At 62.0% G+C, this 11,396-nt stretch carries 14 protein-coding genes; 8 read left to right on the forward strand and 6 right to left on the reverse strand.

Translation table 11 applies throughout. The annotated features are described in order from the left end of the window. The first annotated feature begins 81 nt into the window (after positions 1-81). From YH63_RS14925 to YH63_RS14935, 3 genes are all read left to right on the forward strand, one after another. The gene (locus tag YH63_RS14925) at positions 82-834 is read left to right on the forward strand and encodes an alpha/beta fold hydrolase (protein WP_046826910.1); all 753 of its coding nucleotides are present in this window, start codon (positions 82-84) and stop codon (positions 832-834) included. A 135-nt stretch (positions 835-969) separates the two neighbouring features. Beyond that, positions 970-1,794, forward strand: a complete 825-nt coding sequence (gene cysE, locus YH63_RS14930) for a serine O-acetyltransferase (protein ID WP_046826909.1) — start codon at positions 970-972, stop codon at positions 1,792-1,794. A gap of 99 nt (positions 1,795-1,893) precedes the next feature. Beyond that, entirely contained in the window at positions 1,894-2,112 is a 219-nt protein-coding gene (locus YH63_RS14935; protein ID WP_002712383.1) for a DUF3126 family protein, read from the forward strand. 137 nt (positions 2,113-2,249) lie between these two features. Here YH63_RS14935 and YH63_RS14940 read toward each other — a convergent pair whose 3' ends face one another. Beyond that, positions 2,250-2,963: a hypothetical protein gene (locus YH63_RS14940; RefSeq protein ID WP_046826908.1), complete on the reverse strand. Its 714-nt coding sequence runs from the start codon at positions 2,961-2,963 to the stop codon at positions 2,250-2,252. A 281-nt stretch (positions 2,964-3,244) separates the two neighbouring features. On the opposite strand from YH63_RS14940, the gene YH63_RS14945 reads away from it, so the two are divergent. Then, a complete protein-coding gene (locus tag YH63_RS14945; RefSeq protein WP_046826907.1) occupies positions 3,245-3,565 on the forward strand; it encodes a DUF6949 family protein in 321 nt (106 codons plus the stop codon). A gap of 83 nt (positions 3,566-3,648) precedes the next feature. Continuing rightward, positions 3,649-4,179, forward strand: a complete 531-nt coding sequence (locus YH63_RS14950; protein WP_046826906.1) for a gamma carbonic anhydrase family protein — start codon at positions 3,649-3,651, stop codon at positions 4,177-4,179. 77 nt (positions 4,180-4,256) lie between these two features. Here the strand turns inward: YH63_RS14950 and YH63_RS14955 are convergent, their stop codons facing one another. The 4 genes from YH63_RS14955 to YH63_RS14970 form a co-directional block, all read right to left on the reverse strand. Beyond that, complete coding sequence (locus YH63_RS14955; protein ID WP_046826905.1) at positions 4,257-4,484, reverse strand: hypothetical protein; 228 nt, start codon at positions 4,482-4,484, stop codon at positions 4,257-4,259. Positions 4,485-4,712: 228 nt separating this feature from the next. Further along, on the reverse strand, positions 4,713-5,333 hold the full coding sequence (locus YH63_RS14960; protein WP_046826904.1) for a transglutaminase-like cysteine peptidase: 621 nt from the start codon (positions 5,331-5,333) through the stop codon (positions 4,713-4,715). A gap of 329 nt (positions 5,334-5,662) precedes the next feature. Next, positions 5,663-6,277 (reverse strand): PilZ domain-containing protein, encoded by a 615-nt coding sequence (locus YH63_RS14965; protein ID WP_046829489.1) that lies wholly within the window; start codon positions 6,275-6,277, stop codon positions 5,663-5,665. Between the two features lie 131 nt (positions 6,278-6,408). Next, positions 6,409-6,975, reverse strand: coding sequence for a PAS domain-containing protein (locus YH63_RS14970; protein WP_046826903.1), 567 nt, complete (start codon positions 6,973-6,975; stop codon positions 6,409-6,411). 489 nt (positions 6,976-7,464) lie between these two features. Here YH63_RS14970 and YH63_RS14975 point away from each other — a divergent pair, with 489 nt between their 5' ends. Then, positions 7,465-8,235, forward strand: a complete 771-nt coding sequence (locus YH63_RS14975; protein ID WP_433995097.1) for a rhomboid family intramembrane serine protease — start codon at positions 7,465-7,467, stop codon at positions 8,233-8,235. Positions 8,236-8,448: 213 nt separating this feature from the next. After that, positions 8,449-8,877, forward strand: coding sequence for a CBS domain-containing protein (locus tag YH63_RS14980; protein ID WP_046826901.1), 429 nt, complete (start codon positions 8,449-8,451; stop codon positions 8,875-8,877). 24 nt (positions 8,878-8,901) lie between these two features. On the opposite strand, the gene YH63_RS14985 is transcribed toward YH63_RS14980, so the two are convergent. Next, positions 8,902-9,942, reverse strand: a complete 1,041-nt coding sequence (locus tag YH63_RS14985) for a patatin-like phospholipase family protein (protein ID WP_046826900.1) — start codon at positions 9,940-9,942, stop codon at positions 8,902-8,904. A gap of 295 nt (positions 9,943-10,237) precedes the next feature. Between YH63_RS14985 and YH63_RS14990 the strand changes: the two genes are divergently transcribed. Continuing rightward, entirely contained in the window at positions 10,238-11,266 is a 1,029-nt protein-coding gene (locus tag YH63_RS14990; RefSeq protein WP_046826899.1) for a hypothetical protein, read from the forward strand. Positions 11,267-11,396 lie beyond the last annotated feature (130 nt).

Consider the following 11,396-nt stretch of genomic DNA (forward strand, 5'->3'; position numbering starts at 1 on the left):
GCGCGTTGCATCCGGATAAACTGCACCCCGCATATCACGACCGTTCCGGTCACTTCATCTTCCCCAACATTGGACCATCCGATGCCGAGCTTTCACAACGGCTCCGTTGAAATTGCGTATCTCGATGAAGGTGAGGGCGATCCGATTATCCTCGTGCACGGCTTCGCATCCACCAAGAATGTGAACTGGGTTTATCCGACCTGGGTCTCGACGCTGACGAAAGCGGGGCGGCGCGTAATCGCGCTCGACAATCGCGGCCACGGCGATTCCTCGAAGCTTTATGATTCCGAGGAATATCACATCGGCACCATGGCCGGCGACGTGCGCGCGCTGATGGATCATCTGAACATCCCGCGTGCCGACATGATGGGTTACTCGATGGGCGGCCGCATCACTGCCTATCTCGGCCAACGCAATCCGGAGAGGCTGCGCACGGCGATCCTCGGCGGCATCGGCATGGGTTTGATCGAAGGCGGCGGCCCGGGCGAGAATGTCGCCTCCGCGCTGGAGGCGGCGTCACTCGATGACGTCACCGATCCGGTTGGCCGGACGTTTCGGGCGTTTGCAGATCAGACCCGCTCGGATCGCAGAGCGCTTGCTGCATGCCTGCGTGGCTCGCGGCGCCTGATGACGCGCGAGGAAGCGGCTGCGATTGCCGTTCCCACGCTGATTGCAGTCGGCACAACCGATGACATCGCAGGGTCTGCGCAACGGCTTGCGGAGGTCATTCCGGGGTCGCAAGTGCTTGATATTCCAAACCGCGACCACATGCGCGCGGTCGGCGACCGCGTTTATAAAGAAGGTGTCCTGGAGTTCCTTGCAAAGCACGCATGAGCGGGAGCGCGTAGATAATTATTCTACGGCGCGGGGAGATTATTATTCCAGCGTCAACCTTGCTGGGTGTTGCGGCCTTCCAACAGTCCATTATGTGGTAAGATATCCTCAACGCCCATCAGCCGGACTCCTTACATGGCCAAGCACCATCTCGATACGAAGACGGCCCTTTCGACCGTTGATCCCGTCTGGACCCGTATCCGGGGCGAGGCCGAGGAGATCGTGCAGCGCGAGCCCGAGCTTGCGACCTTCATTTACTCCAGCGTGCTGCATCACGACCGGCTCGAGGATGCGGTGGTGCACCGTATCGCCGAGCGCCTCGATCATTCGGCGCTGTCCGGTGATCTGATCCGTCAGGCCTACAATGATGCACTCGAAGCCGATCCTGATCTGGGCAATGCTTTCCGCGCCGATCTCGTGGCCGTGTACGACCGCGATCCTGCGGTGTCGCGTTTCATCGACGCGCTGCTCTACTTCAAGGGCTTCCATGCCCTTCAGGCGCACCGGCTTGCGCACTGGCTGTATCACAACGGTCGCAGGGATTTTGCCTACTACATTCAGAGCCGCGCATCGGCTGAATTCCAGACCGACATTAATCCCGCCGCGAAAATCGGCCGCGGTATTTTCCTCGACCACGCGACCGGCTTCGTTGTCGGCGAGACCGCGGTGATCGAGGACGATGTATCGATCCTGCACGGCGTCACGCTCGGCGGCACCGGCAAGGAAAACGAGGACCGGCATCCGAAGATTCGTCATGGCGTCATGCTGGGCGCAGGCGCGAAGATTCTCGGCAACATCGAAGTCGGCCACTGCGCGCGCGTGGCGTCGGGCTCGGTGGTGCTGAAGGATGTGCCGAACAACGTCACGGTGGCGGGCGTGCCGGCGAAGATCGTCGGTGAGGCCGGCTGTTCCGAGCCGTCGCGCACCATGAACCAGATGCTCAACGCCAACGGCAATTGATTCAAGCTGCTTGCGATTTATCGCGATCCCACACTAGCGGTCCGCGCCGGATCGTTTTAAAGCTGTCGCCAACATCATTTTTCAGTTGGAGAAACGCCCGTGGACGTTACGGAAGTCAGGAAGCTCGACGCTTATCTCAAGCGGCTGTTCGGTAATCCAAAAATCCGCGTCGTGCCGCGCCCGAAGAAGGACGACTCGGCCGAGGTCTATATCGGCGAAGAATTCATCGGCGTGCTGTTCGTCGATGACGAGGACGATGACCGGTCGTTCCAGTTCCAGATGGCGATCCTCGAGACCGACATCGAGGAAGAGGTTTGAAGAGACCTGATTTTCTTCGGGCTTACTGAAGCAAAGATCTTCATGCCCGGCCTTGTGCCGGGCATCCACGTCTTTGGATATCCCAGGCAAGGCGTGGATGGCCGGGACAAGCCCGGCCATGACGGTGGTGAATTTGCTCAGCCGTGCGGTCTGCGCATCCGGACGATCAACTGATCCATCGCAGTCGCAACGTCGCGCCATTTCGACAGCCACTCGCGCGGAAATCTGAAAGTCACATCCGTTCCTTCGATCCGGCGCTCGGCAAGACACATGCCGGGCGTTTTCGCGTCGCGCGTGCAACGCGCGATGATCTGCGGCGACGAGGCATAGACGAGATCCTCATTCGCGTAAGGCGTGTTGTCGCGGAACGGGCGGATGCTCAACCCGTCCTGCAGGGTGCCTGCAGTCTGATCGAGGTAGCGCGGATAGATCGTCCGGGTCCGATCGTCCGGCGACAGCGCATCGTGATGGGCGGCGATGGACAGGAAAATCCGGTCGATCTCTGGGAGATTTTCCTCGACCGTTTCCGCGCTGACCGGACGCCGCGCCTCGGGCGGCTCGAGCGAGGGATAGACGAAGTTGAGATCGACGCGCTCCTGCGGGCCGGTGCGCTTTTGCAGTTTCACCCGGATCGCCTTGGTCGGCACATTGAACAGCGTGTTGCCGATGGTGATCGGCAGCCGGTCCGGATCGCCGGCCTTCTCGAGGCCCCAGGTCGGCCACAGCAGATACGCCACGATAGCGACGGCGCACGCGCCGATCGCGCCCATGGTCAGCAGTGGCACAAGGTGGCTGCGCTGGGCACGCCGCGCGGGCGCGGGGCGGGACGATGTTGACGAAGACAGGGCCATGATCGGGAAACAGACATTCCGGGGTAATGCCCACCATACGCGGGCCGAATCGCGGCGATTATGCCACGCGCGGGCTGATTTCCCCCGGGTTCCGCGAGAGTGGGACGCCGCCGGAGCCATGCATCCGAGGCCGGGCGACGGCGCGGTGTTAACCTTTCTTTAAGGATAAAGTGGCGGGCGCGGCTGCATTTTGCGAAGCCTAGGGCGAGCCAACCGGCCTCATGCGGATCGCATGACGTGCGGGTGGGGCTCGAAGTGGTCTCGTGCGTTGAAAGTGTCAGATGTCGCCCGAAGCGTTGAATTCCTTCTTTGCCATCTTCATCGGATTCGCCACCGCCGGTGCGCTGACCAGCGGCTTCCAGGCGCTGATGGAAAAGCCTCCCGGTTTCGGATTGCTGATGCAGGAAGCCACGCCGAAGGCGTTCGCCGCCGTGCCGTTTCTGGTCTTCGCCGCGCCCTTCATCATCATGCGCAACACCGTGCGCGGCCGTACGCTTGAAGGACGCCGGGTCCAGTTCGTGGCGATGGCTACCGTCGTCGCCGGTTTCTGGAGCATGATGTCCGGAACATTCGTGCTGATGCTGCTCGGCGCGATTGCCTGATCTCCACTGATCGGCTGGCGACGGCCTCGCCAGACCCTGTTCGTTCGTGGCATTGTCGCGCCGGATTTTAGTTGGAGACCGGAATGGCGATCTACGAACTCGACGGGCGCGCGCCCGAACTTCCTGCCGATGGACAATACTTCATCGCCGACACCGCGACGGTGATCGGCAACGTGCGCTTGCAGGCCAACGCCAGCGTCTGGTTCGGCTCGGTGCTGCGCGGCGACAACGAACTGATCGACATCGGCGAGGGCTCCAACGTGCAGGACAACTGCACCTTCCACACCGACCCCGGATTCCCGCTGACCATCGGCAAGAGTTGCACCATCGGCCACAACGTCATCCTGCACGGCTGCACCATCGGGGATGGCGCGCTGATCGGCATGGGCGCGATCATCATGAACGGTGCGCGCATCGGCGCGGGCTGCGTCGTCGGCGCGGGCGCTATCATTACCGAAGGCAAGCAGTTCGAGGACCGCACGCTGGTCATCGGCGCACCCGCGCGGGTCATTCGTACGCTGACGCCCGAACAAGTCACCGCCATGACTTACGGCGCGCCGCACTACGTTCACAACGGGCAGCGCTTCAAGAAGGGTCTGAAGAAGATCGGGTGAGGGGGCAGCCGACGCGGGCCTCTCAGCGTTCCGCCGATGACTGCGCATCCTTACGCGCAGCGCACGGCACCTGTTCGTCACCAGCCCACCAGCAGGAGAATGCCGCCGACAACGATCAACGCGAGACCAGGCCATGTCTCCTTCAGGCTAAACCCGGCGGCGGGCTCGGATGGCTCCAACGTGGGATCCGGCGTTGCCGCCGGGGTCCGTCTGACAGAGCTGAGCCGCGCCCGAAACATCGGCTGGGCCGCCAACAATATCAGGCCGCCGAACATCAATAATGCGCCAAGCAGAATGGTCAGCATCCTCGCCTCCGAGGTCGCACCGGTGAGTCAAAGCCGGGCAGGCAACTTGGTTCCGGTGGCGGCTTCGTCGTTTACGCCGAGTCAAAAAGTTGCGGCCAGCCCTGGGGGAGAGCTGGCCGCGCACGAACCGGTCTGGGACGGGGAGGGGTGGGGATACGACCGGGTCGTGGGTTCCTATGATTTCAAGTATTCATTTTTGAGCATGACGTTTCGATCATGCTCGAATTCTCAGCGTGAACTTGCGGTGGCAACGGCGGGACGCGAGTCTCCAAGCGAAACCCAGGCGTTGGCGTCGGTCTGCGACTGGCGCTTCACGAAGCGATAGCCGGTGTCGGTCCATGCGACGACTTCCTCGTTCTGGTTGTCGAGGATGAACTCGCCCTTGTCGGACTTCACCGTCAGCACCGCGTGGCCTTCGCCCTTCTTGTCGCGCACCACCGTGATCAGCAGAGCTTCGCGCGGCCAACCGGCCTCGATCAGCATCTTGCGCTTGAGCAGGACGTAGTCCTCGCAGTCGCCATATCCGTCAGCCGGAAGCGACCACTTCTCGATGACGCCCCAATGATCCATGTCGGTCATCGGCTTGATGGTCTCGTTGACCCAGCGATTGACCCGCAGCAGATCTTTCCACGCCGCCTGCGTCATCACGATGTCGCGGGCCAGCGTCGCGCCGCCCCGGCAATCGCGCGGATTGTCGGCGCAGAATTCAACCCAGCCGATCGGCGCACGCGTCGTGTCGCCCAGGCTGGCATAAAGCACTCGTTCGCCTGCGGCATGCGCCGCAACCGTCATCCCCAACAGGCTGGCAGCAATCGCCAGACCGACTCCCCGTCCACGAATTGAAAACATTGTGGCCCCCGTTTCTTGTTGGGACCACTTTTCACACAAAGGATTTTCGCCGCAGCTAAGTCGACGAAGTACAATTGAAGCAAAGACAAGTAAAAACTGGCGATACTTCGATCTATACTTGAATCAAATGAGATTAAAATTTGAAATAACTGCAATTGATTCAAATTTTATCTATCTTTGTCTAATCGACTGATAGTGCGTGCATTTTTGCGGTGGGGAGGGCCGGGATCGATCGATCAAGCCGGCGCGCAAAATGCTTCAGGGCGACACCCGGATGTGGGTATCGCCCTGATTGGCCTCAAAAATCAGAAACTGGTAACCGCGGCTCTTTACTGCGCGCTTACGTTGTCTTCGACAGTCTCGGGAAGCTGCGCGTGAACGAACTCGATCGCGAAGCCTTCTTCGAGGTGACGGACGACCCGGGCTTGCACGCGGCCGAGGGTGACCGCCTCGCCGACCAGCGGCTTGATTTCGGCGGCAAGGGCCGCACCGGACAGCGACAGATCCATGATCCGGCAGGCGATGGCGCGGCCGTCGCCGAACTTGAGCACGGACATCGGATTGCGCGGCACGATACGGTCGTGGCGACGGTCTTCCGGCAGATTGAGGATCTGGCGGTTGGCAAGCCAAGTGAGCTGGGCTGCGAGCTTGTCTCGTTTGCGGGGCGTCGCGCCGACCGTCATGGCAAAGCCGTTGTCGAGCAGGCGGGTAATCTTGCCCTCGACGCGGCCGATATGATCGAGATAGGCCACCACGCGTTCGCCGACATTGCCGATGCCGGGCGCCAGCATGGCGAGGCCGCCGGGGGACATATTGATGACCTGGCATGGAAACTCGCGCCGGTCCGCCAGCATGTAGCGGCCGAGCAAATGAACCTTCACGCGCTGAAAACGTCGCCGCTCCTGAGCGGACGGACGAATTGATTGTCTTTGCACCAACGCCATCATCAACACCGGTCGACCGGTTTTTCGGTATGATGGACCTTACGGCTGTCTGGGTTAACGATGCGTTAGCCCTAACGAAGTGCGACGCTCCGAAGGCGCTGCGCAGTGAAGCGAACGTCGGATACGGGACACTAGCGCAGGCCTTCGTAGACGGTCAGACCGCGGATCAGCGACCACTTCCGCAGCGCGCGCGGGCGGTTGCGGTCCTGTTGCAGATGACGCCAGGACGTCACGCTGAAATCTTTCAGGGTGCCGTAGGTCTGCGGCCCCTCGATGGGACTGAGGGGCGCCAGCGATCCGGTCAGGCTGACCGGGCTGTGGGAGCGGGCGCTGAACGGCAAAAGCAGCAGTTCGAGATGAATTCGGGTTTCGTCCGGAGCCAGCGCGGTCACGCCGACCACGGTGGCCTGGGTTTCCTCCGCCACGATCCCGAGGATGTCCTTGATCTCTTCGCGATCGGCGTCGCGGAACAGACTGGTGAAACTCTGCCCTTTCAGGTCGCGGCCCAGCAGGGCGCACATCCGGGTTCCGGCCACCCTGAACGGGTACTCGGCAAGGGCATCGTAGGACAGGACGAAGATGTCGCCGAGCAGATGCCGGACCTGATCGGGCGCCAGATCGCTCCGTTCGGGCGCGGCAGCGCCGGCGCGCTTCTCGTCCCAATAGGCGTAAAATTCACGGCTTGCTGGATGCTTCATCGCTTTGTCCCGCCCCGCGGATGATGACTGCGGGACAGTTTTGTCCCGCTTTCGGGCACCGCGAGGCCCCTTTCTTGTTGTGCGGGACTTGAGGTGCACCGTCTATGCCGGAACCGGGATTCAGCGCCCCAACGACGGAGTTTGCGTCGTTAACGTTAAATTAACTACGAGCTTCGTGGATATGCGTAGGGCGGTTAGTATCAAAGCACTCCAAGTCGCCGGTCTTCTCCAGGGATCGGCGGTGGCGAACTCAAGGTTGAACGACAGGCGGCGGAAAAACGATCTGGTCATTGTACGGGGAGGGGTGGGGATGCCCGGAGCGTGAAGCAGCGCTCTCACTCGAAAGTCCGTGCAAGAAGACCGGTACGACCAAGGGAGGGCCTTCAAGCCCTCCCTTTTCTTTTGCGTTGCCTCAGTCCTGCCGCTTGCACCGCACCGCCAAAGCCGCCTATCTCAGACGGTAGCCCCTGCTTCGGACATTGTGCGCCCTTGGACTCTCCTCAATCCCCCCGCGAGCCGATCCTGACCATTCCGTTCGGCATGACGGCGCTGCTCGTCATCATGGCCGGCATCCACGGCTTGCGCGCCTTGTTGCCGCTCGCCACCGATGCGGAAGTGATCTGGACTTTCGGCTTCGTGCCCGCGCGTTACGACGCGTCCGTGCTGGCGGGACGGTTTCCCGGCGGCGTCGGCGCGGAAATATGGACGTTCCTGACCTATGCCTTCCTGCATGCGGATCTCACCCACATCGCCTTCAACATGTTGTGGATGCTGCCGTTCGGCAGCGCGGTCGCGCGCCGGTTCGGGACCACGCGGTTCTTCGCGTTTTTCGCCGTCACCGCGATTGCGGGTGCGTTCGCCCATCTGGTGACCCACCAGCACGAGGTCGCACCGATGATCGGCGCGTCGGCGGCGGTGTCGGGCATGATGGCGGCGGCGATCCGCTTCGCTTTCCAGCATGGAAGCTTCCTGTCGTTCCGTCGCGGCGATGCGGAAGCGGCGGCAAGAGTGCCCGCTCTCTCGCTGATGCGGTCTTTGAAGAATCCAAGTGTGCTCGGATTCCTCGCAGTCTGGTTCGGCCTCAACATCATCACTGGTTTAGGCGCGATCGCCATCGGCGCATCGGCGCAGAGCATCGCGTGGCAGGCGCATATCGGCGGTTTTGTCGCAGGCCTGCTGTTGTTTTCATTGTTCGATCCGGTGCCGCGCGCCATCATGCAGGACAATAATGCGCGCGTCCTGCCGCCTGCGGCAGACTGACCGGCGTCCGATCTCCTGCCGCGCGGGCTGCCATGCGGTTCCATGCGCCGCCTTGCGAGCCGGTGGTATTTGCTCCATCATCCCGTCAGGCAATATCGGAGACGCGCGAAACCAATCAGACGGTACGTTGTTTGACTCGGCAGCAAAATTAAAGACCTCACTGCGCTCGGCATCAAGAGCAACGCGATGTGGTCGAATTTTCGGGAGGCTACAATGACGGTTCGAGCAGTTCTGGGTAGCAAGGGCCACCAGGTGATCAGCGTATCGCCCGACACCAAGCTTTCAGCAGCAATCAAGATTCTCACAGAGCGCCGCATCGGCGCCGTGATGGTGATGAGCGGTCAGAAAATCGACGGCATCCTCTCCGAGCGCGACATTGTCCGTGTGCTGGGTGAGCGCGGTGCTGGCGTGCTCGAAGAACCTGTGCGCGGCGTGATGACGTCGAAGGTCATCACCTGTCATGAATCGGACACCGTGTCCGCGATCATGGAAGTCATGACGTCAGGAAAATTCCGGCATCTGCCCGTTGTCGATAATGACAGGATCGTCGGCCTGATCTCAATCGGCGACGTCGTGAAGTGGCGCGTCGCGGAATTCGAGCGCGAGCAGGAAGCGCTGCAGGACTACATCAAGACGGCCTGACAGCTTACTTGCGAGACGCAGCCGTTAAGGCTGCGTCGGCTGCGCGGTGCCCGGCGTCTGATTTGATGTCGGGGTCAGCAGGTTGATCGCTTCCTGAATCGATTCGATGTTGCGTTCAGCCGCGCGCGTGCCGTGGTTGATGATTTCCTCGGCGCGATGGAAGTCGAACCATCCGACTTTCCCGACGCGCGGCGAGATCAGAACATCCGGCGGATCGCCCGCGAGACGCGAGCGCGTGATGCGGTCCTGCATGATGTTGAAGGCCTCGACCATCACCGTGGAAATTCCCGGACGTCCGGCGCTGCCGAAGAATTCCCGCTTCACGGTCTTCTCTGCCGAGAAGAACTTTCCGAAACCGCGCTTTTCCGGCACCGGCGGTTCGGCCGGTGGCGCAGGTTCTTCCGCGACCCTGCCGTGCGCAGAGATAATGGTGCCGTGACCGAACACGTCGGTCGAGACGTTGCAGGCGATCACGATTTCCGCGCCGAGCGCGCGCGCCGCCGATACCGGCACCGGATTGACCAGCGCGCCGTCCACCAGCCAGCGCTCGCCGATCAGCACCGGCTCGAAGATGCCGGGCAGGGCGTAGGACGCACGCACCGCATCGACCAGCTTTCCGTTGGTGATCCAGATTTCGTGGCCGGTATTGACCTCGGTGGAGACCGCCGCGAACTTCAGCGGAAGTTCATCGATGTAGGTGCCGCCGAATGACGCTTCGAGCTGGGCCGCGAGCTTGCTGCCGCCGATCAGGCCGGATCCGTTGAGGCGGATGTCGAGGTAGCTGAAGATGTTGCGCGGCAAGAGACCCCTGGCCCAGGATTCCAGCGCGTCGAGATGCCCAGCGGCATAGGAACCGCCGACAACCGCGCCGATGGAGGTGCCGACCACGATATCCGGAACGATGCCGTTGGCGAGCAGCGTGCGCAGGATGCCGATATGCGCGAACCCGCGCGCCGCGCCGCCGCCAAGCGCGAGCCCGATCGTCGGCTTCTTCGTGATTGCCGCCCCAAGCTCCATCTTGTTCCTTATGCCGTTGTGGCGGAATCCCATCAAACTTTCGAGCAACGTCCGTCTCCTGAGGTCTCATGACGGCGAATCGGTCGCCTTCGACCGGATTTGGTCATGAGAACGCGAAATGGGTGTGATTGTGCCGGGGACACGCGTCTCGCGTAATCAGGAAATGTGACTGTAGCGCGGCTTCTGCCGGGGCAGAAGGCGCTATTCCCCGGATAGCGGCTCCGAAAAGCCGTCAAGGACGTTGTCAGGCTTGAATTTGCCTCGTTTTCGGTGAAAAACCTCCGCCATGACAGCCCCCGGACACAGCCGCAGGATAGCCGTCCGCGGTGCGCGGACAGGCTCCATGGATCCTTTGCGTCGTTACGCATTGGCATGGATGCACGCGCTGACGTGTCTGGTCGCGATTGTGGTTGCGCAGCCCGCGGCCGCGCAGTTCGTCGGCGACGCGCCGCCGCCCATTCCCCCGGCCAATGTACCCGAAACGCCGACGCCGTCAGGCCCCGCGATCAGTCTCGCGCCGCCGTCCGGTCCCGCCGCAGCACCGGGATTTCCCGCGACGCTGACGCAGCCGCCGGTTACCACCGCGCTGCCGCCGCAGCCCGCGCCGACGCCGCAGCAAGGTGTCCTCGCGCTGACCGCGCGATTCGGAAAAGATCTGCCGTCGGTCAGCAACGGCGTGGTGTGGCGTGTCTACTCCGACAAGCCTGACGCGAGCGGCGCGTTCCAGCTCGTGCGCGAAGACCGCACCGCCACCCCGAATATCGTCCTCGCGCCCGGCGGCTATGTCGTCCACGCGTCGCTCGGTCTCGTCAGCGCTGTTCGTCCGGTGACGCTGCGCAACGATACGGTGCGCGAACAGTTCGATCTGCCCGCCGGCGGCCTTCGCATCGAAGGCCGTGTCGGCACCACCAAGATCCCGCAGGGACAGATCACGTTCTCGATTTACAAAGGCAGCCAGTTCGAAGTCGGCGAGCGCGCGCCGCTGGCGCAGAACGTCGCTGCCGGCGATGTGCTGCTGGTGCCCGAGGGGACGTACTACATCATCTCGAACTACGGCGATGCGAACTCGGTGGTGCGTTCGGACATTCGCGTGCAGGCCGGCAAGCTGACCGATGTGACCTGCACGCATCGCGCGGCGGTGATCACCCTCAAGCTCGTCAGCGACAAGGGCGGCGAAGCGCTGGCCAATACGGCGTGGTCGGTGATTACGCCCGCAGGCGACGTCATCAAGGAATACAACGGCGCGTTTCCGAAGGTCATTCTCTCGGAAGGCGAATATCGCGTGATCGCGAAGAACGAAGGCAAGGTCTTCGAGCGCCCGTTCAATGTCAGCAACGGCGTCGACGGCGAAGTCGAAGTCGTCGCGCGATAAGCCCGTGTAGCAAAACCGTCATAGTTTCTAAGACGCACTAACCATCAAACGACTTAGAACTTTCACAAACCACACATCGGCGCCGTCGGCGCGCTGCGTTTACGCAGCCTTAAGCGTCGCTGCATTGGAT

This window comes from Afipia massiliensis (assembly GCF_001006325.2).
In the GTDB taxonomy this organism is placed as follows: Bacteria; Pseudomonadota; Alphaproteobacteria; order Rhizobiales; family Xanthobacteraceae; genus Afipia; species Afipia massiliensis_A.